Annotated in this window: 26 protein-coding genes and 1 riboswitch; of the genes, 9 read left to right on the forward strand and 17 right to left on the reverse strand. The window is 74.1% G+C overall.

The window, feature by feature from the left end; translation table 11 throughout:
- Positions 1 to 15: 15 nt before the first annotated feature.
- From GL259_RS11795 to GL259_RS11820, 6 genes are all read right to left on the reverse strand, one after another.
- Positions 16 to 951: a hypothetical protein gene (locus GL259_RS11795; RefSeq protein ID WP_159531867.1), complete on the reverse strand. Its 936-nt coding sequence runs from the start codon at positions 949 to 951 to the stop codon at positions 16 to 18.
- Positions 952 to 1,007: 56 nt separating this feature from the next.
- Positions 1,008 to 1,931 carry a methylenetetrahydrofolate reductase [NAD(P)H] gene (metF, locus tag GL259_RS11800; protein ID WP_159531869.1) on the reverse strand — a complete coding sequence of 308 codons (924 nt, stop codon included), beginning with the start codon at positions 1,929 to 1,931 and terminating at the stop codon, positions 1,008 to 1,010.
- A gap of 107 nt (positions 1,932 to 2,038) precedes the next feature.
- Positions 2,039 to 2,713, reverse strand: a complete 675-nt coding sequence (gene thiE, locus GL259_RS11805) for a thiamine phosphate synthase (RefSeq protein ID WP_159531871.1) — start codon at positions 2,711 to 2,713, stop codon at positions 2,039 to 2,041.
- A gap of 388 nt (positions 2,714 to 3,101) precedes the next feature.
- On the reverse strand, positions 3,102 to 3,467 hold the full coding sequence (locus GL259_RS11810) for an Rv2175c family DNA-binding protein (protein WP_159531873.1): 366 nt from the start codon (positions 3,465 to 3,467) through the stop codon (positions 3,102 to 3,104).
- Between the two features lie 74 nt (positions 3,468 to 3,541).
- Positions 3,542 to 4,783 (reverse strand): FAD-dependent oxidoreductase, encoded by a 1,242-nt coding sequence (locus GL259_RS11815; protein WP_208026463.1) that lies wholly within the window; start codon positions 4,781 to 4,783, stop codon positions 3,542 to 3,544.
- Positions 4,784 to 4,825: 42 nt separating this feature from the next.
- Positions 4,826 to 5,176: a hypothetical protein gene (locus GL259_RS11820; RefSeq protein ID WP_159538565.1), complete on the reverse strand. Its 351-nt coding sequence runs from the start codon at positions 5,174 to 5,176 to the stop codon at positions 4,826 to 4,828.
- Positions 5,177 to 5,226: 50 nt separating this feature from the next.
- Positions 5,227 to 5,338: riboswitch (TPP riboswitch) on the forward strand.
- Between GL259_RS11820 and thiO the strand changes: the two genes are divergently transcribed.
- The 5 genes from thiO (at position 5,336) to GL259_RS11845 (ending at position 10,650) form a co-directional block, all read left to right on the forward strand.
- Positions 5,336 to 6,511 carry a glycine oxidase ThiO gene (thiO, locus tag GL259_RS11825; RefSeq protein ID WP_159531875.1) on the forward strand — a complete coding sequence of 392 codons (1,176 nt, stop codon included), beginning with the start codon at positions 5,336 to 5,338 and terminating at the stop codon, positions 6,509 to 6,511. (Overlaps the previous riboswitch by 3 nt.)
- Entirely contained in the window at positions 6,508 to 6,708 is a 201-nt protein-coding gene (gene thiS / locus GL259_RS11830) for a sulfur carrier protein ThiS (protein ID WP_159531877.1), read from the forward strand. The genes thiO and thiS overlap by 4 nt, the downstream gene beginning before the upstream one ends.
- 2 nt (positions 6,709 to 6,710) lie before the next feature.
- On the forward strand, positions 6,711 to 7,505 hold the full coding sequence (locus GL259_RS11835; RefSeq protein ID WP_159531879.1) for a thiazole synthase: 795 nt from the start codon (positions 6,711 to 6,713) through the stop codon (positions 7,503 to 7,505).
- A gap of 199 nt (positions 7,506 to 7,704) precedes the next feature.
- The gene (pknB, locus tag GL259_RS11840; RefSeq protein WP_166461475.1) at positions 7,705 to 9,690 is read left to right on the forward strand and encodes a Stk1 family PASTA domain-containing Ser/Thr kinase; all 1,986 of its coding nucleotides are present in this window, start codon (positions 7,705 to 7,707) and stop codon (positions 9,688 to 9,690) included.
- An 81-nt stretch (positions 9,691 to 9,771) separates the two neighbouring features.
- Positions 9,772 to 10,650 (forward strand): deoxyribonuclease IV, encoded by an 879-nt coding sequence (locus GL259_RS11845; RefSeq protein WP_159531883.1) that lies wholly within the window; start codon positions 9,772 to 9,774, stop codon positions 10,648 to 10,650.
- An 81-nt stretch (positions 10,651 to 10,731) separates the two neighbouring features.
- On the opposite strand, the gene GL259_RS11850 is transcribed toward GL259_RS11845, so the two are convergent.
- Positions 10,732 to 11,379 (reverse strand): sulfite oxidase-like oxidoreductase, encoded by a 648-nt coding sequence (locus tag GL259_RS11850; protein WP_159531885.1) that lies wholly within the window; start codon positions 11,377 to 11,379, stop codon positions 10,732 to 10,734.
- A 182-nt stretch (positions 11,380 to 11,561) separates the two neighbouring features.
- Between GL259_RS11850 and bfr the strand changes: the two genes are divergently transcribed.
- Positions 11,562 to 12,080: a bacterioferritin gene (gene bfr, locus GL259_RS11855; RefSeq protein WP_159531887.1), complete on the forward strand. Its 519-nt coding sequence runs from the start codon at positions 11,562 to 11,564 to the stop codon at positions 12,078 to 12,080.
- A 43-nt stretch (positions 12,081 to 12,123) separates the two neighbouring features.
- On the opposite strand, the gene GL259_RS11860 is transcribed toward bfr, so the two are convergent.
- Together GL259_RS11860 and GL259_RS11865 are read right to left on the reverse strand one after the other, a co-directional pair.
- Entirely contained in the window at positions 12,124 to 12,378 is a 255-nt protein-coding gene (locus GL259_RS11860) for a (2Fe-2S)-binding protein (protein ID WP_159531889.1), read from the reverse strand.
- 150 nt (positions 12,379 to 12,528) lie between these two features.
- Complete coding sequence (locus GL259_RS11865; RefSeq protein WP_159531891.1) at positions 12,529 to 13,881, reverse strand: 3-deoxy-7-phosphoheptulonate synthase class II; 1,353 nt, start codon at positions 13,879 to 13,881, stop codon at positions 12,529 to 12,531.
- 406 nt (positions 13,882 to 14,287) lie between these two features.
- On the opposite strand from GL259_RS11865, the gene GL259_RS11875 reads away from it, so the two are divergent.
- Entirely contained in the window at positions 14,288 to 16,207 is a 1,920-nt protein-coding gene (locus tag GL259_RS11875) for an anthranilate synthase family protein (protein ID WP_159531895.1), read from the forward strand.
- Here GL259_RS11875 and GL259_RS11880 read toward each other — a convergent pair.
- The 4 genes from GL259_RS11880 to GL259_RS11895 form a co-directional block, all read right to left on the reverse strand.
- Positions 16,159 to 17,154, reverse strand: coding sequence for a 2-hydroxyacid dehydrogenase (locus GL259_RS11880; protein ID WP_159531897.1), 996 nt, complete (start codon positions 17,152 to 17,154; stop codon positions 16,159 to 16,161). The two genes, GL259_RS11875 and GL259_RS11880, sit on opposite strands and share 49 nt — an antisense overlap.
- Positions 17,155 to 17,343: 189 nt before the next feature.
- On the reverse strand, positions 17,344 to 18,045 hold the full coding sequence (locus GL259_RS11885) for a response regulator transcription factor (RefSeq protein WP_159531899.1): 702 nt from the start codon (positions 18,043 to 18,045) through the stop codon (positions 17,344 to 17,346).
- Complete coding sequence (locus GL259_RS39320) at positions 18,042 to 19,280, reverse strand: DUF5931 domain-containing protein (RefSeq protein ID WP_159531901.1); 1,239 nt, start codon at positions 19,278 to 19,280, stop codon at positions 18,042 to 18,044. Before GL259_RS39320 ends, GL259_RS11885 begins: the two co-directional genes overlap by 4 nt.
- A 28-nt stretch (positions 19,281 to 19,308) precedes the next feature.
- A complete protein-coding gene (locus GL259_RS11895) occupies positions 19,309 to 20,130 on the reverse strand; it encodes a lysophospholipid acyltransferase family protein (protein ID WP_159538567.1) in 822 nt (273 codons plus the stop codon).
- A 199-nt stretch (positions 20,131 to 20,329) separates the two neighbouring features.
- On the opposite strand from GL259_RS11895, the gene GL259_RS11900 reads away from it, so the two are divergent.
- Positions 20,330 to 21,127, forward strand: coding sequence for an alpha/beta fold hydrolase (locus GL259_RS11900; protein ID WP_159531903.1), 798 nt, complete (start codon positions 20,330 to 20,332; stop codon positions 21,125 to 21,127).
- Positions 21,120 to 21,740 (forward strand): hypothetical protein, encoded by a 621-nt coding sequence (locus tag GL259_RS11905; RefSeq protein ID WP_159531905.1) that lies wholly within the window; start codon positions 21,120 to 21,122, stop codon positions 21,738 to 21,740. The genes GL259_RS11900 and GL259_RS11905 overlap by 8 nt, the downstream gene beginning before the upstream one ends.
- 55 nt (positions 21,741 to 21,795) lie before the next feature.
- Here GL259_RS11905 and GL259_RS11910 read toward each other — a convergent pair whose 3' ends face one another.
- The 4 genes from GL259_RS11910 to GL259_RS11925 form a co-directional block, all read right to left on the reverse strand.
- A complete protein-coding gene (locus GL259_RS11910; RefSeq protein WP_159531907.1) occupies positions 21,796 to 22,551 on the reverse strand; it encodes an endonuclease/exonuclease/phosphatase family protein in 756 nt (251 codons plus the stop codon).
- A gap of 124 nt (positions 22,552 to 22,675) precedes the next feature.
- Positions 22,676 to 23,629, reverse strand: a complete 954-nt coding sequence (locus GL259_RS11915) for an ROK family glucokinase (protein ID WP_159531909.1) — start codon at positions 23,627 to 23,629, stop codon at positions 22,676 to 22,678.
- A gap of 124 nt (positions 23,630 to 23,753) precedes the next feature.
- Positions 23,754 to 24,269, reverse strand: a complete 516-nt coding sequence (locus tag GL259_RS11920) for a DUF5304 domain-containing protein (RefSeq protein WP_159531911.1) — start codon at positions 24,267 to 24,269, stop codon at positions 23,754 to 23,756.
- A gap of 57 nt (positions 24,270 to 24,326) precedes the next feature.
- On the reverse strand, positions 24,327 to 25,496 hold the full coding sequence (locus tag GL259_RS11925; protein WP_159531913.1) for an ArsA-related P-loop ATPase: 1,170 nt from the start codon (positions 25,494 to 25,496) through the stop codon (positions 24,327 to 24,329).
- Positions 25,497 to 25,505 lie beyond the last annotated feature (9 nt).

Genomic DNA, 25,505 nt, shown 5'->3' on the forward strand with positions numbered 1-25,505 from the left:
CCCCCCGGGCGGGGGTCAGAAGCGGTACTGCTCGTCGTACCCGTGGCCGTTCCCGGGCGTCTGTCCGCCGCCCTGGTACGGGTACGGCTGCTCCGGCGGGAGTTCGCCGCCGTACGGGTCGTCGGTGGTGCGCTGCTGCGGGACCCACAGCCCGCCGGGCGGGGTCTCGCCGCCGTAGGTGCCGGCGTACTGGTCCTGGCCGTAGGCCTGCTGGCCGTACTGCTGCGGGTCGGCGTAGCCGGCGTCGTAGGAGGCCCCGCCGTAGGTCTGGGTGCCGACGTACGGGTCGGAGTAGGCGGCGTACTGCTGCTGGCCGGTGGCGTCGTAGCCCTGCTGCTGGCCGTAGCCGGAGTAGTCGTAGGCGTAGCCCTGGTCGGCGCCCTGGGCGGCCGCCGCGTACTGGTCCTGGGACGGGCCGGAGTACCCGGTGTCGCCGTAGACGCCGTAGGAGCCGGTGTCGTCGGGCATGGGCTGCGGCTCGTAGACGGCGGTCCCGTCGGCCGCCGGCCGGTCGGGGCGCGCGGGGGTGAACACGTCGTCGTGGTCGTAGTCGTCGTCCGTGCCGTGGCCGGCCCGGTCACCGCGGTGGTCGGCGCCCTCGTCGCCGTGACCGCCGGACGCCTCCAGGCCGGAGACCTCCAGGGTCGGCTCCTGGCGCCCGCGGTCACCGCGGCGGCCCTTGGCGGCGGCCAGCATCGGGGCGTTGACCGCCCAGCCGGACGCGAAGCCGCGGCGGAAGGACAGCGTGACGTAGGTCTGGCCGACCGCGAAGGCGGCCGCGCCCAGCCCGATGACGACGACGGACGGGATCAGCACGCCGATCACGACGCCGAGGAACCCGGCGAAGGCGAGCAGCCGCCAGCGCAGGCGCGCCTTGTACTGCAGCAGCACCTCGCCGAGCAGCCACAGCGCGACGATGCCGAACGCGATGTAGAGGACCGTCCAGCCCATGTACGCCCCTCTCCCAGTGGCCGCTACGCAGTGTGTCGTACACCGGTGCGACCGGTCTAGGCCTGCGGCGGGTGGTGCAGACCCAGGTTCTCGTAGATTTCCAGCGTCGCCGTGGAGTTGTTGAGCGTGATGAAGTGCAGTCCGGGCACTCCCTCGGCCAGCAGCCGAGCGCAGAACTCCGTGGCGAACTCGATGCCAATGGAGCGTACCGCCGCCGGATCGTCCTTCGCTGCGAGGATCCTCTCTTTGAGGGCGTCCGGGAACGAGGCGTTACTGAGCTTCGGCAACCGTTCCAACATCTTCACGCTGGTCACCGGCATGACCTCGGGGATCACCGGGGTCCGGCAGCCCGCCGCGTCGACTCGGTCACGCAGGCGCAGATAGGACTCGGGCTGGAAGAACATCTGGGTGATCGCGTAGTCGGCGCCGGCCCGGCACTTGTCGACGAAGTGCGCGACGTCCGTGTCCCAGTCGGCCGAACGCGGGTGCATCTCCGGGAAGGCGGCGACGCCGACGCAGAAGTCGCCCGACTCCTTGATGAGCCGGACGAGTTCGGCGGCGTAGGTCAGGCCCTGCGGGTGCGGCACCCAGTCGCCCATCGGGTCGCCGGGCGGGTCGCCGCGCACGGCGAGCATGTTGCGGATCCCGGCGTCGGCGTACTGGCCGATGATGTTGCGCAGCTCGGCGACGGAGTGGTTGACCGCGGTGAGGTGGGCGACCGGCGTGAGGGTGGTGTCGGCGACGATCTGCTCGGTCTCCTTGACCGTGCCGGCCCGCGTGGAGCCCCCGGCCCCGTAGGTCACGGAGACGAAGTCCGGGGCCACCGCCTCGACCCTGCGCAGCGCGCTCCACAGGTTCCGCTCGCCCTTGGGGGTCTTCGGCGCCGAGAACTCGAAGGAGTACGTCGTCTTGCCGGCGGCGAGGATGTCACGCACGGTGCGCGCGCGATCAGTCCTGGTGGATGCGGTTCCGAGGGCCATACCGGCAGGTTAGCCAGGGTGCGGCGGTCCCCCAACCGAAAGCGAGAGATTTGTCTGATTCGCCGACTTGTTGTCCATACTCTGGACAAACCTGAGACGCGCCGGGGTCATCCGGCGTCCGCGGCGGCCTGCCGCAGCCGCCCGGCGAACTCGGCCGCCGCCGCTCCCGGGTCGTCCGCCTCGGTGAGGGCCCGGACGACGACGACCCGGCGGGCACCGGCCTCCAGCACCTCGTCGAGGTTGCCGAGGTCGATGCCGCCGATGGCGAACCAGGGGCGCTCGGTGCGCAGGGCGGCGGCGTAGCGGACCAGGCCGAGGCCGGGGGCGTGGCGGCCGGGCTTGGTGGGGGTGGGCCAGCAGGGGCCGGTGCAGAAGTAGTCCACGCCGGGCTGGACGGCGGCCGCGGCGGCCTCGGGCTCGGCGTGCGTGGAGCGGCCGATCAGGACGTCGTCGCCGAGAAGGGCGCGGGCCGCGGGGACGGGCAGGTCGCCCTGGCCCAGGTGGAGGACGTCGGCGCCGGCGGCGTGGGCGACGTCCGCGCGGTCGTTGACCGCGAGCAGCCTGCCGTGCCGGGCGCAGGCCTCGGCGAGGACCGCCAGGTGCTCCAGTTCCTCGGCGGCCTCCATGCCCTTGTCCCGCAGCTGCACGATGTCGACCCCTCCGGCCAGGACGGCGTCCAGGAACTCCGGGAGGTCCCCCTGCCGCTTGCGGGCGTCGGTGCACAGGTACAGCCGGGCGTCGGCGAGCCGGGCGCGGGCGGTGGTGGCTGCGGTGTCGGACATGCGGGTGTCCCCCCGGTGTCGGTGGCGTCGTGGCGTCCGGGCCCGACGGCCCGGGTGGTCGTCGGCGGACCGCCCCGGCCGGCCCGGACCGCGGCGCACGCGCCGCCGGGGCCTGTCCGGCGGATCGGGTCGGAGGATATCAACGGCGCCTCGCCGGCCCGGGCGGGCGGGGCGCCGGGACGTCCCGTGCCCGGCGGCCGGAGCGCCGCGTGTCCGGCGGCCGCGGGCCGGCCCGCCCCTGAGGCCGCGGGGCACCGGCCGGATCTGTGTGTGGGGACACGCCCGCCCCGGGTCCCGGGGCGGGCGGTCGGTGTGGTTCGAGCCCGGCGTCGCGGTCCGCGGGCGCCGGGCGGTGGTCGCCGTCGGGCTCCGGACGGTCAGGCGGGGATCAGACCGCGAGCGCCTGGGCGCGGCGCTTCACCTCCGTGCCGCGGTTCTCGTTCAGCGCCTGCGCGGGCGTGCCCGGCAGCGTGGGGTCGGGAGTGAACAGCCACTCCAGCATCTCTTCGACCGTGAAGCCGTCGTCCCGCAGGAGCGTCAGGGTGCCCGTCAGGCCCTTGACGACCTTGTCCCCGTCGATGAAGGCGGCGGGGACGTGCAGCGCGCGGTTCTCACCTCGGCGCACGGCGATGAGCTGGCCCTCCTTGACCAGCTGCCGGACGCGCGTCACCTCGACACCGAGCTTCTCGGCGATGTCGGGGAGAGTGAGCCAGCCGGGGACGAGAGCATCGATCTTTGCGTCAATCTCGGTCACGGGACAAGCCTGCCATCTGCCACTGACAGGAGGAAGTCAGCCCCGCCCACCTGGGCGGACGCGTCCGCCGGCCGTCACGCGGCCGCCGCCTTCAGCGGCCGCGCCGGGTCCGCCAGCAGCTCCGGGTCCATCGCCGCGCCCGCCTCGATCAGCCGGCGCCCCTGGGCCATGTCCCGGGGCCGTCCCACCGCCAGCAGCGCGACCAGGCGCGACCGCCTCAGCCAGCACACGGTCCACGCCGGACCGGCGGGGTCCCCGCGCCACACGGTGCGGTCGGCGTCCACGTGGTGTCCCGCGTACTGGACGAAGCGCCCGAACTGCTCGGACCAGAAGTACGGCACCGGGTCGTACACCGCCGGCGCCCGGCCGGTGGCCGCGCCGAGGATGTTCACGGCGACCGTGCGCGGTCCCTGGAGGGCGTTGTCCCAGTGGTGGACCAGCAGGCGTTCGCCGTACCGCCCCGAGGGGAAGGACGCGCAGTCGCCGACCGCGTGGACGTCCGGCAGGGAGGTCGCCAGGTGGCGGTCGGCGACGACCTCGCCGTGCTCCCCGAGCGTGATCCCGGAGCCGGCCAGCCAGGCCGTGGCGGGCCGGGCCCCGATGCCGACGACCACGGCCCCCGCGGGCAGCCGCGTGCCGTCGTCGAGGACCACGGCACCGGGCTCGACGCGCTCCACGCGCGTGTGCGTGCGCAGGCCGACGCCGGCGTCGGCGTACCAGGCGGTCATCGGGGCGGCCACCTCGGCGGGCAGCGTCTCGGCGAGCGGCCGCGCGGCGGCCTCCACGACGGTGACCGCGCAGCCCGCCTCGCGCGCGGCCGTGGCGAACTCCGCGCCGATCCAGCCGGCGCCGACCACCACGACGTCGTGCTGGCGCGCGAGGACCGGCCGCAGCCGCTCGGCGTCGTCCAGGGTGCGCAGCAGGTGCACCCCGGCGACGCCCTCCGCCCCCGGCAGCCGGAGCGGTTCCGCGCCGGTGGCGATCACCAGGACGTCGTAGGGGACGGGTCCGGCCTCCGTGTCCAGTTCGTGGTCCCCGGCGCGCAGGCCGAGCACCTCGCAGCCGAGCCGCAGCTCGATGCCGAGCGACTCGAAGTCGACGTCGAAGGCGGAGTTCTCGGCCGTGCCGAGCAGCACCGCCTTGGACAAGGGGGGCCGGTCGTAGGGCTGGTGGGGCTCCGCGCCGATCAGGGTCACGGTGCCGGTGAAGCCCTGCTCCCGCAGGGCGACCGCGGTCTGCACGCCGGCCATGCCCGCGCCCGCCACCACCACCCGCCGCGGCTCGGACGGTCCCGGTTCCTGCCTCTGCTCGCTCACCCGATCACCTTAGACACCGGAGGGCACCCGACAAGGCGTCAGTCAGCCCCCGTCCGCCGCGAGCTGCTCCACGACGCTCGTCCCGCTGCCCGGCTGCGACTCCCACCGCCAGGTCTCCTCCAGCCGTATCCGCCCGTCCGGCAGCTCCACGACCGCCGACACGCAGTGCCCCGACGCCGTCGTGCCGTCCCGCCCGAGCTGCACGTACCGGAAGTCCAGCCGGTCTCCCTCCCGGGTGCCCACCAGATGCCCGCGCACGACGTCGCCGCCCGCGTACTCGGCCCAGACCTCGCCGTCCCGCTCGTGGTAGGCGAACCGGGTGCGGGTGCCGACCTGTCCCGGGGCCTGGTCGGCCACCGGGGCGAGGACGAGACCGTCGAGCGAACCTGCCACCATGAGGCTCCCTTACGAGTGCGGTGCTCCGCGGGCTAGGGTGGCCAACGTAAAGCACTCGCGGGAGCCCGGACGCACCGGGCTGAGAGGGAGGCTGGCGGCCTCCGACCGTACGAACCTGATCCGGGTCATGCCGGCGAAGGGAGGGGCTGGACGCCCATGTCGCCCACGCGCACCTCGGACGTCCTCGTCGTCGGGGGCGGAATCATCGGTCTGGTCACGGCCTGGCGGGCCGCGCAGCGCGGTCTCGCCACGGCCCTGGTGGACCCCGAGCCGGGCGGCGGCGCCGCCCGGGTGGCCGCCGGGATGCTGGCCGCCGTCACGGAACTGCACTACGGCGAGCAGACCCTGCTCGGTCTGAACCTCGCCTCCGCGCGCCGCTACCCGGACTTCGCGGCCGAGCTGACCGAGCTCACCGGGCACGCCCTCGGCTACCGCCGGTGCGGCACCCTCGCGGTGGCGCTGGACGCCGACGACCGTGCCCATCTGCGGGAACTGCACGCGCTGCAGCGGCAGTCGGGGCTGGACTCGCAGTGGCTGACCGGGCGGGAGTGCCGGCGCCTGGAGCCGATGCTCGCGCCGGGTGTGCGCGGCGGCCTGAGGGTCGACGGCGACCACCAGATCGACCCGCGGCGGCTGGCGGCGGCGCTGGTGACCGCGTGCGAACGGGCCGGTGTGGTCGTGCACCGCACGCGGGCCGAGCGGCTCACCGTCGCGCGGGACCGGGCGACGGGCGTCGTCACCGCCGACGGCACCGAACGGGGCGCCGGGCAGGTGGTGCTCGCCGCGGGCAGCCTCAGCGGGCGGCTCGCGGGCGTCCCCCGGGACGTGCTGCCGCCCGTGCGTCCCGTGAAGGGGCAGGTGGTGCGGCTGACGATGCCGGGGCACGCGGCGCACACCGCGCCGTTCCTGAGCCGGACCGTGCGGGCCGTGGTGCGCGGCAGCCACGTCTACCTGGTGCCGCGCGAGAGCGGCGAACTGGTCATCGGGGCGACCAGCGAGGAGATGGGCTGGGACACGACCGTCACCGCGGGCGGGGTGTACGAGCTGCTGCGCGACGCCCACGAGCTGGTCCCGGGGCTCACCGAGCTGCCGCTCACCGAGACCCGGGCCGGGCTGCGCCCCGGCTCCCCCGACAACGCGCCGCTGCTCGGCCCGACCGCGCTGGAGGGGCTGGTGCTGGCCACCGGCCACTACCGCAACGGCGTCCTGCTGACGCCGGTGACCGGCGACGTGCTGGCGCACGTCCTGACCACCGGGAAACTCCCGGAGGAGGCCCGCGCCTTCACCCCCCTGCGCTTCACCGCCGCCGCACTCACGGAGCAGTCCGCATGAACATCTCGGTCAACGGGGAACCCCGGGCGGTCGAGCCCGGCACGGCCCTCGACGTCGTCGTGCGCTCGCTCACCGCGGCGCCCTCGGGAGTGGCCGCCGCCCTGAACGAGACCGTCGTCCCGCGCGCGCAGTGGCCCGCCACCGCCCTCTCCGAGGGCGACCGCGTGGAAGTCCTCACCGCCGTCCAAGGAGGCTGACCATGGCCGACGATCCGTTCGTCCTCGGCGGTACGTCGTTCACGTCCCGTCTGATCATGGGAACCGGCGGGGCGCCCAGCCTGGACGTGCTGGAGCGGGCGCTGGTGGCGTCCGGGACGGAGCTGACGACCGTGGCGATGCGGCGGGTGGACCCGTCGGTGCACGGGTCCGTCCTGTCGGTGCTGGAGAAGCTGGGCATCCGGGTGCTGCCGAACACGGCGGGGTGCTTCACCGCCGGGGAGGCCGTGCTCACCGCGCGTCTGGCGCGGGAGGCGCTCGGCACCGAGATGGTCAAGCTGGAGGTCATCGCCGACGAGCGCACGCTGCTGCCGGACCCGGTCGAGCTGCTGGAGGCGGCGGAGACGCTGGTCGACGACGGGTTCACGGTGCTGCCGTACACCAACGACGACCCGGTGCTGGCGCGGAAGCTGGAGGACGTCGGCTGTGCGGCGATCATGCCGCTGGGGTCGCCGATCGGGTCCGGGCTCGGGATCCGCAACCCGCACAACTTCCAGCTGATCGTGGAGCACGCGCGCGTGCCGGTGATCCTGGACGCGGGGGCGGGCACGGCGTCGGACGCGGCGCTGGCGATGGAGCTGGGCTGCGCGGGGGTGATGCTGGCCTCGGCGGTGACGCGGGCGCAGGAGCCGGTGATGATGGCCGGCGCCATGCGTCACGCGGTGGAGGCGGGCCGGCTGGCCCGGCTGGCGGGGCGGATCCCGCGCAGGCACTTCGCGCAGGCGTCGTCCCCCGGGGAGGGCCTGGCGGTGCTGGACCCGGAGCGCCCCGCGTTCTGACCGGCGGTGCGGCCGGCCGTCGCCGTCGGTGCGGTCGCCGTTGCCCCCTCACCGCCCCCGCGCCGCCCGTTCCCGGCCGGCGGGCGCGCGGGGCGTGGGGGCGCGGGCGCGTGCGTTGCGTCACAGCTCGGCTGCAGTCCCGCTCCGAACGGGGCCGGAGCGGTCGGGGCCGCCGGTGCCGGCTCGTAAACTCGCCTGCGTGGACACGACCCTTCAGGACCCTCTGGTCGGGCAGGTGCTCGACGGCCGCTATCGCGTCGAGGCGCGGATCGCGGTCGGCGGGATGGCCACGGTCTACCGGGCCGTGGACACCCGCCTCGACCGCATCCTCGCGCTCAAGGTGATGCACCCCTCCCTCGCGGCCGACGGCTCGTTCGTCGAGCGGTTCATCCGCGAGGCGAAGTCGGTGGCCCGGCTGGCCCACCCGAACGTGGTGCAGGTCTTCGACCAGGGCACCGACGGGGCGTACGTCTACCTGGCGATGGAGTACATCGCCGGCTGCACCCTGCGGGACGTGCTGCGCGAGCGCGGCGCGCTGCAGCCGCGGGCCGCGCTGGACATCCTGGAGCCGGTGCTGGCCGCGCTCGGCGCCGCGCACCGGGCCGGTTTCGTGCACCGGGACATGAAGCCCGAGAACGTGCTGATCGGGGACGACGGCCGGGTCAAGGTCGCCGACTTCGGGCTGGTCCGGGCCGTGGACACGGTGACGAACACCACCGGGACCGTGCTGGGCACGGTCTCCTACCTCGCGCCGGAGCAGATCGAGAGCGGCACCGCCGATCCCCGGGTGGACGTCTACGCCTGCGGCATCCTGCTGTACGAGATGCTGACCGGCGGGAAGCCGCACGACGGCGACTCCCCCGCGACCGTGCTCTACAAGCACCTGCACGAGGACGTGCCGCCGCCGTCGGCCGCCGTGCCCGGCATGGCGTACGAGCTGGACGAGCTGGTCGCGTCGGCGACCGCGCGCACCCCGGACCTCCGCCCGCACGACGCGGTGGCGCTGCTCGCGCGGGTCCGCGGGACGCGCGGCGGGCTCGGCGAGGAGCAGCTGGACGCGGTGCCGCCGCAGGCGCTGACGGCCGAGCACGACAACGCCGAGGACCGTACGAGCGTCATCCCGCGCGCGCTGACCTCCCCCGCGCCCGGCTTCGCCCGCGCGGGGGGACCCCCGTCCCGCCCGCTGCCGGCCGGCGAGGACGAGGGGGGCGTCCCGGCCGGAACCGACGGCGCGGACGCCTTCCACCGCACCAGCCGGCTCGCGTCCCCGCCGCCGCTGCCGCCCCGGCGCCGCCCGGCGCTGCGGGGCGGACCGACGGCGATCGTCGTGGCCGTGCTGCTGGTCCTCGGCGTGGGCACGGGCGTGTGGTACATCAACTCCGGCCAGTTCACCAAGGTGCCGCCGCTGCTGTCGAAGACCGAGCAGGAGGCCCGGGACCGGCTGGCGGACGCCGGGCTGGAGGTCGGCGGGGTCGAGGAGGCGTACAGCGACACCGTGAAGCGGGGCACGGTGATCAGCACGGACCCGGAGGCCGGCGCCCGCATCCGCGGCAACGACTCGGTGTCGCTCACCGTCTCCAAGGGCCCGCAGACCGTGCGGGTGCCCGATGTGGACGGCTACCGGCTGGACAAGGCGCGTTCCGTGCTGGAGGACGAGGGCCTGGAGCCGGGCATGGTCACCCGGGCGTTCAGCGAGGACGTGCCCGAGGGCTTCGTGGTCTCCACCGAGCCGGGGAAGGGCACGAAGGTCCGCGCGGGCTCGGCGGTGGCGTTCACCGTGAGCAAGGGCCGCCCGGTGGACGTTCCGGACGTGACCGGCGACGACCTCCAGGACGCCCGCGCCGAGCTGGAGGAGGCCGGCCTGGAGGTGGAGGTCGCCGCCGGGCGGGTCACCTCCGAGCACGACGCCGGCCGGGTGGCCCGGCAGACCCCGCAGGCGGGCCGTCAGGCCGCCGGGGGCGACACCGTGACGCTGACGCTGTCCAAGGGGCCGGAGATGGTCGAGGTGCCGGACGTGGTGGGCGACAGCGTGGACGAGGCCAGGGAGAAGCTGGAGGGGGCCGGGTTCCGGGTGGAGGAGGACCGCGGTCTGCTCGGCCTGTTCGGCGACACGGTCGAGGACCAGTCGGTGGACGGCGGGGACACCGCGCCCAAGGGCTCGACGATCACCATCGGGATCGGCTGACGGTACGACGGACCGGCGGAACGGGGCGGGACGGGACGGGGTCCCGGCCGGGGACCCGGGCGATCATGACACCCTTGACGGGTGAAGAGTCACCCGTCCGGCCCCGCCCGCAACCCCATCGGCAGCCACGTCCCCGTGGCCGGGGGCCTGCACTCCGTCGGCCTGTCCTACGCCCGTGACCTGCGCGCCGAGGCCGTGCAGGTCTTCGTCGCCAACCCGCGCGGCTGGGCCACGCCGTCCGGCGACCCGAAGCAGGACGAGGCGTTCCGCGCGGCCTGCGCCGCCGAGTCGGTCCCGGTGTACGTGCACGCCCCGTACCTGATCAACTTCGGGTCCCACACCGAGGCGACCGCCCTGCGGTCCGTGGAGTCGCTGCGGCACTCCCTGCGGCGCGGCCGGGAGATCGGCGCGCTGGGCGTGGTGGTGCACACCGGCAGCGCGACCGGCGGGCGGGAGCGGCCGGTGGCGCTGAGGCAGGTGCGGGAGCACCTGCTGCCGCTGCTCGACGAGCTCACCCATGACGACGACCCGTTCCTGCTGCTGGAGTCGACGGCGGGCCAGGGGGCCTCGCTGTGCTCGCGGACCTGGGACTTCGGACCGTACTTCGAGGCGCTGGACGCCCATCCGAAGCTGGGCGTCTGCCTGGACACCTGCCACGTCTTCGCGGCCGGCCACGACCTGACCGGGCCCGGCGGGGTGCGGCAGACGCTGGACTCGCTGGTGGACACGGTCGGCGCGGGCCGGCTGAAGCTGATCCACGCCAACGACTCCAAGGACGTGGTCGGAGCGCACAAGGACCGGCACGCGAACATCGGCGCCGGCCACATCGGCGAGGACCCCTTCCGGGCGCTGATGACGCACCCCGCGACGGAGGGCGTGCCGCTGATCATCGAGACCCCGGGCGGCAAGGAGGGGCACGCGGCGGACGTGGAGCGGCTGAAGAAGCTCCGGGACGCCTGACACGCCGGGACACGCGGGACACCGCCGGACGCGCGGGACGCGTCGAGCCGGCCCGGGGCGGTCCCGGGGCGCGCTCCCGGGTCAGAGCTCGGGGCCCTCCCCCGGCTCCTCCTGGTAGGAGTAACGCTGTTCCTTCCAGGGGTCGCCGATGTTGTGGTAGCCGCGCTCCTCCCAGAAGCCCCGGCGGTCGGCGGTCATGTACTCGATGCCGCGGACCCACTTGGGGCCCTTCCAGGCGTACAGGTGGGGGACGATCAGGCGCAGCGGGAAGCCGTGCTCGGCGGTCAGCAGCTCGCCGTCCTTGTGGGTGGCGAACAGGGTGCGCTCGGAGGCGAAGTCGGCCAGCCGGAGGTTGGAGCTGAACCCGTACTCCGCCCACACCATCACATGGGTGACGTCGGGCGCGGGCGGGGCGACGTCCAGGATGGTGCGGGCCGGGATTCCGCCCCACTCGGCGCCGACCATGCTGAACTTCGTGACGCAGTGCAGGTCGGCCACCACGGTGACGTACGGCAGGGCCGTGAACTCCTCGTGGCTCCAGCCGTGCTTCTCACCGTCGGCGGTGGCGCCGAAGACCCGGAACTCCCAGCGCTCGGGCCGGAACTTGGGGACCGGCCCGTAGTGCGTGACCGGCCAGCCGCGCTGCAGGCGCTGTCCCGGCGGGAGCTCGAACCGCGCCGCTCCCTCTGATGCGCGCTCCCCCGATTCGCGTCCCGCCGGATGACCCATGCCTCCATCCTGACAGACCCGGGGCAATGCCTCCGAATGGGCCTCTATAAACTCGGACAAGACGTTACGAATTCCACCGAGCATGGACTTACTTACTAAGTGAAGACTTACTGGACGATCTTCTCCACCGGTGCAATCATGCGGCGCAACCCGCCCGTTCCCGCGCGGAAGGAACCCACGCGATGCAGAGCGACCCCGAGGTCATCGAATTCCTGAACGAGCAGTTGACCGCCGAGCTCACGGCGATCAACCAGTACTTCCTGCACTCGAAGCTGCAGGACCACAAGGGCTGGACGAAACTCGCCCGGTACACGCGCGCCGAGTCCTTCGACGAGATGCGGCACGCCGAGGTGCTCACCGACCGCATCCTGCTGCTCGACGGCCTGCCGAACTACCAGCGGCTGTTCCACGTCCGGGTCGGGCAGACGGTGACCGAGATGTTCCAGGCCGACCGGGAGATCGAACTCGAGGCGATCGACCGCCTGCGCCGCGGGGTGGAGGTCATGCGCAACAAGGGCGACATCACCTCGGCCAACGTCTTCGAGGCGATCCTGGCCGACGAGGAGCACCACATCGACTACCTGGACACCCAGCTGGACCTGATCGAGAAGCTGGGCGAGTCGCTGTACCTGTCGACGGTCATCGAGCAGTCCCAGCCCGACTCCTCGGGTCCGGGGACGAGCGGGTTCTCGACGCACTAGGCGCGACGCACCGGGCGGATTCCGGACGGCCTCCGGGCCGCCCCTAGGCGACTTCGGGCAGCTCCGCCGTGAGCGGCGGCTCCCCCTGGTCGATCAGCCGGCGGCGGGGGCAGGCACCGCGGCCCAGCAGCGCCTGGATGCGCCGTACGCAGCCGCCGCAGTCGGTTCCGGCCTTGCAGGCGGAGGCGATCTGCCGGGGCGTGCTCGCGCCGGCCTCCGCGTGACTCCTCACCTGTTCCTCGGTCACACCGAAGCAGCTGCAGACGAACACGCGGTTCACCTCCCGGGCGGGGTCCATGGTCGTGCCGTACCGACTGACCGGAGGCCCGACTGATCGGTGAGGCAAACCTAACCTTACTCGGCGCTCGGAGGCCGCAAAAGCGGGGTGGGGCGTGGATCGCTGTGATCCACGCCCCACCCCTGCCGGTGCCGTCACCGGCACAGCCGGTCACTGGTCCCGGTACATCTCGGCGACGAGGAACGCCAGGTCCAGCGACTGGCTGCGGTTGAGCCGCGGGTCGCAGGCCGTCTCGTAGCGCTGGTGCAGGTCGTCGACGAAGATCTCGTCGCCGCCGCCCACGCACTCGGTGACGTCGTCGCCGGTGAGCTCCACGTGGATGCCGCCCGGGTGGGTGCCGAGCTCCTTGTGGACCTCGAAGAAGCCCTTGACCTCGTCGAGCACGTCGTCGAAGCGGCGGGTCTTGTGGCCGGAGGCCGCCTCGAAGGTGTTGCCGTGCATCGGGTCGGTCACCCAGGCGACGGTGGCGCCGGAGGCGGTGACCTTCTCGACCAGCTCGGGGAGCTTGTCGCGGATCTTGTCCGCGCCCATGCGGACGATGAAGGTCAGCCGGCCGGGCTCGCGCTCGGGGTCGAGGCGCTCGATGTACTGCAGCGCCTCCTCGGCCGTCGTGGTCGGGCCGAGCTTGATGCCGATCGGGTTGCGGATCCTCGACGCGAACTCGATGTGCGCGTGGTCCAGCTGCCGGGTACGCTCGCCGATCCACACCATGTGCGCGGAGACGTCGTACAGCTGACCGGTGCGCGAGTCCACGCGGGTGAGCGCCGACTCGTAGTCGAGCAGCAGCGCCTCGTGCGAGGAGAAGAACTCGACGGTCTTGAACTCCTCCGGGTCGACCCCGCAGGCGTGCATGAAGTTCAGCGCGTTGTCGATCTCGCGGGCGAGCTGCTCGTAACGCTGGCCGGACGGGGACGACTTCACGAAGTCCTGGTTCCAGGCGTGCACCTGGCGCAGGTCGGCGTAGCCGCCGGTGGTGAAGGCGCGCACCAGGTTCAGCGTGGAGGCCGAGGCGTTGTACATCCGCTTCAGCCGCTCGGGGTCCGGGATCCGGGCCTCTTCGGTGAAGTCGAAGCCGTTGACGGAGTCGCCGCGGTAGGTGGGCAGCGTCACGCCGTCGCGGGTCTCGGTGGGCTTGGAGCGCGGCTTGGAGTACTGGCCGGCGATCCGGCCGACCTTCACGACCGGCACGGAGGCCGCGTACGTGAGCACGGCGCCCATCTGGAGCAGCGTCTTGAGCTTGTTGCGGATGTGGTCGGCGGACACCGCGTCGAAGGCCTCGGCGCAGTCGCCGCCCTGGAGGAGGAACGCCTCTCCCTTGGCGACAGCCGCCATCCGGGCGCGCAGCTGGTCGCACTCGCCCGCGAAGACGAGCGGTGGATACGACTCGAGGTCCGCGATCACTGCGCGCAGAGCCTCGGCGTCGGGGTACTCGGGCTGCTGCGCCGCGGGCAGATGTTGCCAGGTGTTGCCAGCGCTCGCGCTGGTCTTAGCGTTCACGGTCACGGCATCAACACTACGGGGTCCGAACCGCCGTCCACCCCGCCGCTCACCAAGTGAGACACGCACCGCTCGCCCGCACGGGGCGCCGCGAACCCGGGGCACGCCGCCGCGGACTGCTCGCGTACGGCGTCCACCTGGGCCACGTCCGGCTCGGCCACGCCGTACCGGCCTCACCGCCCGGGGCGCGGGGCCGGACAGCCGTCCGGACCGGGCCCCGGCCCGCCACCGATGCGATAGGGTGCGTCGCATGTTCGCGCACCCGACCCAGAACTGGTGGTGGACCGCTTCTCCGGCGGCCCACTGACTGCGCGTACGCACAGACTCCGCGAAGGCCGCCCGAGGGGCGGCCTTCGGCGTTTCCCGGGGCCGTTCCTCACGCTCATGACAGCGACGAGACGAGGGACACCCCATGGACCTGGCACAGCTCCCGCACGACGAACGCCCCTTCGCCCTGCTGCACCGCCGCACGCCGGGCCGCGATCACGACGTGGTCGAGCTGCTGATCGGCCCGGTCGGCACCCGTGACCGCCTGGCCGACCTGCCCGACGAGGGCCTGGCGGTCGTCCCCTTCCGGCAGATCCGCGAGCGGGGCTTCGACGTCCGTGACGACGGCACCCCGCTGCTGGTGCTGACGCCCGAGGAGCGGTACGGGATTCCGCTCACCGAGGCCCTCGACCGGCTCCCCGCGCACGACGTCCGGGTGGAGGGCGGCGGCTTCGACGTCGGCGACGAGGAGTACGCGCGGATCGTCGGGCGGGTCCTCGACGAGGAGATCGGGCGGGGCGAGGGCGCCAACTTCGTGATCCGGCGGACGTACGAGGGCGAGATCCCCGGGTTCGGACGGGCCGACGCCCTGAGCCTCTTCCGGCGCCTCCTCGAGGGCGAGCGGGGGGCGTACTGGACGTTCGTCGTCCACACCGGGGACCGCACGCTGGTCGGGGCGAGCCCCGAGGTGCACGTGCGGGCGTCCGGCGGGACGGTCGTGATGAACCCGATCAGCGGCACCTACCGCTACCCGGCCGGGGGGCCGACCCCGGAGCACCTGCTGGAGTTCCTCGCCGACGGCAAGGAGATCGAGGAGCTGTCGATGGTCGTCGACGAGGAGCTCAAGATGATGTGCACCGTCGGCGACATGGGCGGGGTCGTTGTCGGGCCCCGGCTGAAGGAGATGGCGCACCTCGCGCACACCGAGTACGAGCTGCGCGGCCGCTCCTCGCTGGACGTGCGCGAGGTGCTGAAGGAGACCATGTTCGCGGCGACCGTCACCGGGTCGCCGGTGCAGAACGCCTGCCGGGTGATCGAGCGGCACGAGGCCGGCGGGCGCGGTTACTACGCGGGCGCGCTGGCGCTCATCGGCCGCGACGAGGGCGGGGCCCAGACGCTGGACTCCCCCATCCTGATCCGTACCGCCGACATCGACGCGGCCGGGCGGCTGCGGGTGCCGGTCGGGGCCACCCTGGTGCGCGGCTCGGACCCGGCGGGCGAGGTCGCGGAGACCCACGCCAAGGCGGCCGGGGTGCTGGCCGCGCTGGGCGTGCGTCCCGGGCGGCCGCGCGACGGGGCCCTGCGGCCGGGGCTGGCCGACGATCCCCGGGTGCGGGCGGCGCTGGACGGGCGCCGGGCCTCGCTGGCGCCGTTCTGGCTGCGGATGCAGGAGCGGCCGGCCGCGCCGGCCGGTCACGCCCTGGTCGTCGACGGGGAGGACACCTTCACCGCGATGCTCGCCCATGTGCTGCGCGCCGCCGGGCTGGACGTGACCGTGCGGCGGTACGACGAGCCGGGGCTGCGGGAGGCGGTGCCGGCGCACGAGGGGCCGCTGGTGCTCGGGCCCGGGCCGGGCGACCCGTCCGACAGGGCCGACCCGAAGATGCGGTTCCTGCGCGCGCTGACCGCCGAGGTGATCGCCTCCCGGGCTCCCGGCTCCGCCCGGGCGGGGGGTGCCCCCGTGAACCGGCACGGCGTCCTCGGCGTCTGCCTGGGCCACGAGCTGATCGCGGCCGGACTGGGCCTGGAGACCGTGCGCAAGGAGGTGCCGTACCAGGGGGCGCAGACGGAGATCGACCTGTTCGGGCGCCCGGAGACGGTCGGCTTCTACAACAGCTTCGTGGCGCACTGCGACGACGACACCGCGCGGGAACTGGCCGCGCGCGGCGTCGAGGTGAGCCGCGCCGCCAACGGCGAGGTGCACGCGCTGCGCGGACCCGGCTTCGCGGGGGTGCAGTTCCACCCGGAGTCGGTGCTGACCCTGAACGGCGCGGCGATCGTGCGGGAGCTGATGGGTCAGCTGCGCGGCACCAGCACGTTCCCGGAGCGGCGGCCGGCGGTGTAGTCGAGGACGTTGCCGACCGTGGTCCCGACGATCTGCCCGACGGCGTCCGCGGTGTAGTAGGCCTGGTGGGAGGTGACCAGGACGTTCGGGAACGTGACGAGGCGGGCCAGGGTGTCGTCGTCGACGGCCTCCAGGGACTTGTCGAGGAAGAACAGTCCCGCCTCCGCCTCGTACACGTCCAGTCCGACGCCCGTGAAGCGGCCCTCGCGCAGCTCGGCGACGAGGGCCGCGGTGTCGATGAGGCCGCCCCGGCTGGAGTTCACCAGGATCGCGTCGTCCCGCATCGCCTTCAGGGCGTCGGCGTCGATGAGGTGCTGGGTCGCGGGGAGCAGCGGAACGTGCAGGCTGACCAGGTCGGACTCGGCAAGCAGCTGCTCCTTGGAGACATAGGTCATGCCGAGCTCGCGGCAGGCGGGGTTCTCGTTGACGTCCCAACCGAGCAGCCGCATGCCGAAGCCGTGGGCGATCCGGGTGAACGCCTCGCCGATCCTGCCGGTGCCGAGGACACCGGCGGTGCGCCCGTGCAGGTCGCGGCCCATCAGCCCGTCGAGCCGGAAGTCGAAGTCGCGGGTGCGGGTGGAGGCGCGCACGACGCGGCGGTTGACCGCCATGGCGAGGGTCCAGGCGAACTCGGCGACCGAGTAGGGCGAGTAGGACGACACGCGGGCGATCGTCAGGCCGAGGCGCTCGGCCACCGACAGGTCGACGTTGTTGAAGCCGGTGGACCGCTGGGCGACCATCCGGGTGCCGCCGGCCGCGAGGTCCGACAGCACCTCGGCGCCGAGGTCGCAGTTGACGCTGGTGGAGATGATCTCGTGGCCGGCGGCGATGGGGGCGGTGTCCTCGTTCAGGAAGACGTCCAGGGCGCGCACCGGGTGGTGGTCCTCGAAGGCCCGCTCGATCAGGGGCTTCTCGTCGGCCTGCACACCGAAAGCCAGGATCTCCACGGGTTCCCTCCGGGGGTCGTGCCGGGTCCGTCGCCGTACGGGCGAATATACGGGCCCGGGGGCGGGGGCGCCCGGGCCGCAGGGGCCGGGAACGGGGCCGTCCGGCCCTCGCGGCCGGCGGCTCGCGCCGCCCCCGCCCGGATCCCGGGCGTCCGGGGAAGCGGACTTCCGGGCCGCCGGGCCGTGGGGTCACTCGTCGTCGAGGCCGCGTTCTATGGCGTAGCGGACGAGTTCGACGCGGTTGTGCAGCTGGAGCTTGCCGAGGGTGTTCTGCACGTGGTTCTGCACCGTGCGGTGCGAGATGACGAGCCGTTCGGCGATCTGCTTGTAGCTCAGGCCCTTGGCGACCAGGCGCAGCACCTCGGTCTCGCGCTCGGTCAGCCGGGGCGCCTTGGACTCGGCGCCGCCGGGGGCGGGCCCGGCCGGTTCGGAGGCGAGGCGGCGGTACTCGCCGAGGACGAGTCCGGCCAGGCCGGGGGTGAACACCGGGTCCCCGGCGGCGGTGCGGCGCACCGCGTCCTGGAGCTCCTCGGTGGAGGCCGACTTCAGCAGGTAGCCGGTCGCGCCCGACTTCACCGCCTCCAGCACGTCGGCGTGCTCACCGCTCGCCGACAGCACCAGGACGCGCAGGGCGGGGTCCGCGGCGACGACCTCCTTGCAGACCTGGACGCCGGGCCTGCCCGGCAGGTTCAGGTCGAGGACGAGCACGTCCGGGGCGGCCGCCTTGGCGCGGCGCACCGCCTGGTCGCCGTCCCCCGCGGTGGCGACCACGTCGAAGCCGGACTCGGACAGGTCGCGGGCGACGGCGTCGCGCCACATGGGGTGGTCGTCGACCACCATCACCCTGACCGGGCCCCGGCCGGCCTCCCGTTCGGCTGCGGTGTCCGTCATCGCTGCTCCGCCTTCCCCCGGACGTCCGTCCCGTCGTTCCCTGCCTTCGGCACCCTCAACTCGACCTCCGTGCCCTGCCCCGGCACCGAGATCACCTCGGCGCTGCCGCCGAGGTCGCGCAGCCGGCCCCGGATGGACAGGGCCACGCCGAGCCGGCCCTCGCCCTCGGCCTGGGCGAGCCGGCCCTCGGGGATGCCGGGTCCGTCGTCGCGGACGGTGACGATCACCTGGTCCGGTTCGTCCTCGACCAGGATCCACGCGCGCGCCCCCTCCCCGGCGTGCCTGCGGACGTTGTCCAGGGCGGCCCCGACGGCGGCGGCCACCTCCCGCGCGGCGGCCGGGGCCAGCCGCACCGGCGCTCCGGGCTCGGCGAGGCTGACCAGGGATCCGGCGCAGGGGGCGAGCAGGGTGCGCAGGTCGACCGGCTCGTCGTCCCCGGTGCCGTCCTCGTCCACGGCCCGTACGACGGCGCCCCGGGCGGTGTCCTGCGGGACCCGGGGGGCCGGTACCAGCCCGCCGGAGACCAGCGTGCGCAGGGCGACCTCCTGCTCCCCGGCCAGCCGGCCCAGCTCCGCCGCCTCGCCGCCGATGACGGCGCCGCGCCGCTGCACCATCGCGAGCACCTGGAGCACGCTGTCGTGGATGTCCCGCGCGAGCCGCTCCCGCTCCCTGGTCGCGGCCTCGATCTCCAGGGCGCGGGCGAGGGTGCGCTCGGAGGCGCGGGCGACCTCGACGACGTAGCCGATGGCGATGGAGGCGACCCAGACGAGGATCACGTTGTGCACGGTGTCGCGGGCGGGGCTGCCGCGTTCGACCAGGTTGGCCACGGCGACGAGGGTGGAGGCGAGGGCCGCCCAGCGCCAGCCGCCCTTGATGGCGAAGGCGAGCACCGCTCCGGCGGTCCAGATGGACGGCAGGGTCGGGCCGCCGGCCTGGACGCGTTCGTGCGCGTCGGCGACGGGGGTGAGCAGGATGCCGGCGAGCGCGACGGTCAGGTCGGCGGCGAGGAAGCCCCTGGTGCAGGCGGCGGCGTTCGCGACCCTGGGCAGGGTGGCCAGGGTCCACACGGCGAGGAGGGCGAAGTAGGCGGCGGCGAGCCAGGGACGGGCGAACTCCTCGCGGGCGGCGGCGAACAGGCCGATCGCGTACACCATGGCGAGCAACCGGTAGCCGGTGAGCGCGCGCCACAGCGGCAGCTCGACCGACATCCTCATGACCTTCTCGCGCCCCCGCATGTCCCCCCACTTCCGTCCCGGACCCCGTCTAGGGGTCGGAACGCCGCTTGCCGGCCCGATCCCGTTCGGCCTGTTCCTTGTCGGCCCGCTCCATGGCGGCCTTCAGCTTCTCGGCCTGTTCCCTCTCCGCGCGCGCGAGGGCGGCCTTCGCCGCCTTCCCGGCCTCCTTCTCGGCCTTGGCCGCCTCCGCGATCTGCCGCTTCATGGCGGTCGCGTACATGTCGACGTACTCCTGGCCGGAGAGCTTCATGATCTCGTACATGACCTCGTCGGTCACCGCGCGGAGGACGAAGCGGTCGTGCTCCATGCCCTGGTAACGGCGGAAGTCCAGCGGCCGGCCGATCCGTATGCCCGGCCGCATCAGCTTCGGCACGACCTTCCCGGGCGGCTGGATCTTCTCCGTGTCGATCATGGCGACCGGTATCACGGGCGCGCCGGTGGCCAGCGCCACGCGCGCGAGGCCGCCGGGCTTGCCGCGGTAGAGGCGGCCGTCGGGCGAGCGGGTGCCCTCCGGGTAGATGCCGAACAGCTCGCCGCGTTCGAGGACCTCGATGCCGCTCCTGATCGCCGCCTCACCCGCGCCGCGGGCGCCGGAGCGGTCCACCGGGAGCTGGCCCACGCCCTTGAAGAAGGCGGCCGTCAGGCGGCCCTTCACGCCCGGCGTGGTGAAGTACTCGGCCTTGGCGATGAAGGTGACCTTGCGGTCCAGCACGGCCGGCAGGAAGAAGGAGTCGGAGAACGACAGGTGGTTGCTGGCCAGGATGGCCGGGCCCTCGGCGGGGACGTTCTCCAGGCCCTCCACCCAGGGCCTGAAGGCAAGCTTCAGCGGCCCTCCGATGGTGACCTTCATCGCGCCGTACAACAACCGAGTGCCTCCTGTGTGTGTAGGTCAGACCATATCCCGGAGCGCCGCGGAAGGACCCGACGGCCCTGGTCGGTGTCAGTGCGGTCGCGTACGGTGAAGGTCCTGCAATCCGTGTGCCGTCCCCGCCCCGGCCGTCATGACGTGCCGGGCCCTTCCACGAGTTCCCACGAACAGGAGGCCGAAGGTGCCGCTCCTGACCGGAGCCGAGCCGTTTCACCACGAGGGCGGGGAGACCGCCGTCCTCCTCTGCCACGGCTTCACCGGTTCACCGCAGTCGCTGCGCCCCTGGGCGGAGCACCTCGCCGGGCACGGCCTGACCGTGTCGCTGCCGCTGCTGCCCGGGCACGGCACGCGCTGGGAGGACCTCCGGGTCACCGGGTGGCAGGACTGGTACGCGGAGGTGGACCGCGAGCTGCGGCTGCTGCTGGACCGCTGCCCCCGGGTGTTCGTGGCCGGTCTGTCGATGGGCGGCGCGCTCGCCCTGCGGCTGGCCGCGCTCCACGGCGACGCGGTGAGCGGGGTCGTGGTCGTCAACCCGGCGAACCGGGTGCACGGCGTGGCCGCGCACGCCCTCCCGGTGCTCCGTCACCTCGTCCCGGCGACGAAGGGGATCGCGAGCGACATCGCGAAGCCGTTCCAGACGGAGCTGGGGTACGACCGGGTGCCGCTGCACGCGGCGCACTCCCTGCGGGCGTTCCTGCGTCGCCTCGACGGCGAGCTGCCCCGGGTCACCCAGCCGCTGCTGTTGCTGCGCAGCCCGCAGGACCACGTGGTGCCGCCCGCGGACTCGGCCCGCGTCCTCGCCCGGGTCTCGTCGGTGGACGTGACGGAGGTCCTGCTGGAACAGAGCTACCACGTGGCGACGTTGGACCACGACGCGGAGCGGATCTTCCAGGAGAGCACCGCGTTCATCGGCCGGCTCTCCCCCGGCACCGTCAAGGAGCCCGGTCTCGGCAAGGAAGGGACGACCGCAGGTGGCTGAGCACGACTCGGACCGCGAGGACCGCGAGAGCCGCGAGGGCCGCGAGGGCGCCGAGGACCGCGCGCCGAAGGAGCCGGAGGACGGGGGCGCCCCCTTCGACGAGGACGCCGCGTGGGCGGCGATCGTCGCCGGGTACGGCGAGGAGCCGCCGGATCCGCCGGGGACCAAGCCGTTCAAGTCGGTCGAGGACCTGGCGCTGCTGGAGTCCGGAACCAACGACGGGCAGGTGGAGGCCGAGGCCCCGCGGAAGGCCGAGGACGAGCCGGCCAAGCCGCTGGGCGGCTCCGTCTCCTTCGCGCCCGGGGTCGGCCCGCGCGACTACAACGTGTCCGAGCCGGCGGAGGACGACTTCGACGAGGGCGACGAGGGCCACTTCGTCCCGCCGGAGCCGCCGCCGCTGCCGGAGGCCGACGTCACCGCCAAGTTCGCCTGGCTCGGGGTGCTGGGCGGTCCGCTGCTGCTCCTGCTGGCGGTGCTGCTCGGCTGGGAGATGACCTGGTGGCTGACCACGCTCTCCATCGGCGGCTTCCTGGGCGGCTTCGCCACGCTGGTGATGCGCATGCGCACGGACGACGAGGACGACGACGACCCGGGCCGGGGCGCGGTGGTCTGAGCACGCCCCGGCCAGGGCCGGGGCGCGGTGGTCCGCAGACGCCCCGCCCGCGCCCCTACGCGGCCGGGACCCTCAGGGCGGCCAGGACCGGCAGGTGGTCCGTGGCCGCCCTCAGGTCGGCCTCGGTCACCCCGGGCCGGCCGTGCGGCACCCCGCAGCCCAGGACCTCGACGCCCTTCGTGACGAAGAGCGCGTCGAGGCGCCGGGGCGGTTCGGTGCGGACCCAGGTGTGCTCGCCGCCCCAGGGGGCCGCGGCCCGGCAGTCCGTCAGGCTCCCGGCCAGCCGCCGGAAGGCGCGGCCGTCCGGTCCGTCGTTCAGGTCACCGCCCGCGACCGCGTGCTCCACGCCCATCCCGGCGAGCCGGTCCAGCAGCATGCCGCTCTGCGCGTACCGCTCGTCCCTCTGCAGCGACAGGTGGCAGCTCAGCACGCCCAGCCGGGCGCCGCCGAACCGTACGACGGCGGTGGCGAAGCCGCGCCGGTGCAGTCCCGGGGTGAGCGGCAGCAGCACGTCCTCGGTGCGCTCGACGGTCGCCCGCAGGGAGCACAGGAGCGCCGGGCCCGCGGCCGTGGCGCCCCCGGAGAGGACCACCAGCCCGGAGCCGGTGGCCAGCCGGGCCAGTTTCTTGCGCCAGCGGAAGAAGCGCGGCGCCTCCTGCAGCAGGACCAGGTCGGGGGCGCAGGCGGTGATCACCCGGGCCAGGGCGGCCGTGTCGTCCTTCATCGACCGGATGTTGTAGCTCAGGACGCGGATCACGGCCGAACCGTCCGGCTCGGTGCGGGAGTTCGGCAGCAGCGGGATCGTCGCCATGTGGATCAAGATACGCCGGGTTCTCCCGTCGCGCCCGGCGCGCGCCGCCCTCCCCGGGCGGGGAACGGCGGCGCCCGCCGTCCCCGGGGGGATCGGGCGGGCGCTGCCGTGCGCGGGGGGGAGGTCACATCACCGGGTCGGGCTCCCGGGCCAGGTCGGCCGCACCCACCAGACCGGCCTTGTTGCCGAGCTGGGCGGCGAGGACGTCGGCGACGGGACGCCAGTTGCCGCCCACCAGCCAGCGCTTGTAGGACTTGCGGATCGGGCCGAGGACCAGCTCGCCCTCGTCGGAGAGGCCGCCGCCGACGATGAACGCGGAGGGGTCGAACAGGGAGGCCAGGTCGGCGAGGCCGGCGCCGACCCAGCGGGCCAGCTCCCGGTAGGAGTCGACGGCCACCCGGTCGCCCTGGCGGGCGGCCATGGAGATGTGCTTGCCCTCGATGCCGTCGGGGGTGCCGTCGCCGAGGGACAGCAGCGTCTCGGCGTTCTCGGGGGTGGCGTTGGCGCGCTGCTTGGCGTACCGGACGAGGGCGCGGCCGGAGGCGTACTGCTCCCAGCAGCCCTGCGAGCCGCAGCCGCACAGCAGGCCGTCCGGCACCATGCGGATGTGCCCGAACTCGGCGGCCACGCCGAAGTGGCCGCGGCGCAGCTTGTTGCCGATGATGATGCCGCCGCCCAGGCCGGTGCCGAGCGTGATGCAGATGACGTTGCGGTGGCCCTTGCCGCCGCCGAACTTGTACTCGCCCCAGGCGGCGGCGTTGGCGTCGTTCTCCACGACGACCGGGAGACCCGTGCGGGCCTCGACCTTCTCCTTGAGCGGCTCGTTGCGCCAGTCGATGTTGGGCGCGAAGTACACCGTCGAGCGCTGGCGGTTGACGTATCCGGCCGCACCGATGCCCACGCCGACGATGTCGTGCCCGGCACGCGCGCCCTCCACCGCGGAGGCGATGGCGTCCACGATGCCCTCGGACGTGCCCGGGGTCGGCACCTTGTGGGTCGAGAGGATGTTGCCTTCCTCGTCGACCACGCCGGCCGCGATCTTCGTGCCGCCGATGTCGACGCCGATGGTGAGTCCCATGAATCCCTCAGTTTCGGTCGAGCCCCGCTGCCGTCAACGGTACCCGAGGCCCTGCCGTCGGGGTCGCGGCGTCCGCACGGCGAGAGGGCCCGGCGGGGCCGTGGGGCACCCGCCGGCACGGTCCTCAGTCCAGGTCGATGCGCTCGCCGGGGCCGTCCTCGTCGCCCCGGTCGCCCCGGTCACGGCGTTCGTCCAGGTCGCGGGGATCGGTGTCGCGGGCCGTCCAGCGGCGCTCCTGGTCCTGGACCGCGGAGCGGTAGGCGGCGAGGAGCTCGTTGCCGGCGGCGGCGAGGTGGTCGAAGACGTCCGGGTTGCGCTCGATGACGGGTTCCACGGCGGCCCTGGCCTGCTGCACGACCTGCCGCACCATCTGCTGCGCCGCGGGCCCGGCGACCGCGCCGAACAGCGGGGAGCGCAGGCCGGAGAGCTTGTCGAGCTTGTCCGCGAACGTGTCGACGAGCTTCTTCAGCTCCTCGGCGGCGGAACCGGGGGGCGGTCCGTACCGGGCCCGGCGGCGGGCCCTCTCCGCCTCGAGGTCCTCGGCGCAGGCGGTCGCCCAGGCGTCGGCGTCGCCCGCGGCCCGCGCCTCGTCCACGGCCTCGTCCCCTGCGTCGCCGGACGGGGGGAGCTGTTCGCTCATGACGGACTCCTGACTACGGGTGGCCCTTTCGACGTTACCCGAACGCCCGTACCGGCTTCAGCGGGTGCGCGGCCACAGCCGCGGATCCGGCCGGAAGCGGATGCGCAGCTCGCCCTCGCGCAGGGCGGCGCCGTCGACGGTGCAGCGGCGCAGCGCGGAGGGCAGCGGGACGATCCGGCGGAAGGGTCCGACGGTGACGACGAGTTCGTCGCCGCGCCGGATCAGGTCCAGTTCCTCGCGCCGGGCGCCGGGCAGCGGGAGGTGCCAGACCAGCACGCCGTCCTCGGCGCGGGAGTCGGTGACGGGCCACTCGACGGTGGAGGGGCCCGTGCCGACGCCGGGCACGGCGAGCGCGGCGAGGTCGTCGTCGCCGCGCGGGTCGCGCCCGAGGTGGGCGACGGGGTGGACGTCGTACGTCTCCCGCCACTCCTCCAGGGTCTTGCGCTGCTGGGCGACCGGGCCGGCGAGCCAGCCGTCCCCGACGCCGTCCGGCAGCACGCGGGTGGCGACCAGCGCGTCGGCGCGCAGTCCGCGCAGGGCCAGACCGAGGGCCGCGGTGCGGACGGCGTCGGCGCCGGCGGGTCCCGGCTCGGCGACCAGGCGCACGGCGGTGTCACGGTCGGCGAGCACGGCCTCGACGGCGGCCAGCTGCAGGTCCAGCCGGGCGGCGGTCTCGTACAGCCACTCGGCGGGCAGCGGGACCCCGGCGAGGCGGCCGAGCACGGGGCGCAGGGCGCGGGCGGCCTGCCGCTCGGGCGGGAGCAGGCGGCGCAGGTAGCGGCGCAGTTCCTCGGGGAGGGCGAGCAGGGCGAGGGCCCGCGGAACGGGCGGCAGGTCGACGACGAGGAGGTCGTACGCCCCGGGCGGGGCCGCGTCCCGCAGGGCGCGCAGCAGGGCGAGCTCCCCGGCGCCGGGCAGCGGGGTGAGCTCCTCGGGGTCGAGCCGGGAGGCGCCGAGCAGGCCCAGCGCGGAGGAGGCGCGGTCCTGCAGGGCGGTCAGGTCGGCGCGCAGGTCCGCGTCGGCGTCGAGCCGCCGCGCGGTGAGCCCGGGGGCGGCCTGGACCGGCTCGGACCCGACGGGCACCCCCAGGACCGCCCCCAGGGTGTCCGTCCGGTCGGTGCCGAGGAGGAGGGTGCGGGTGCCCCCACGGGCGGCGGCGTGCGCGGTGGCGGCCGCGACGGTGGTACGCCCGCTGCCGCCGGGGCCCGTGATCAGGAGGGTACGCATGAGGGTGAA

This window comes from Streptomyces sp. Tu 3180 (assembly GCF_009852415.1).
Taxonomy (GTDB): Bacteria; Actinomycetota; Actinomycetes; order Streptomycetales; family Streptomycetaceae; genus Streptomyces.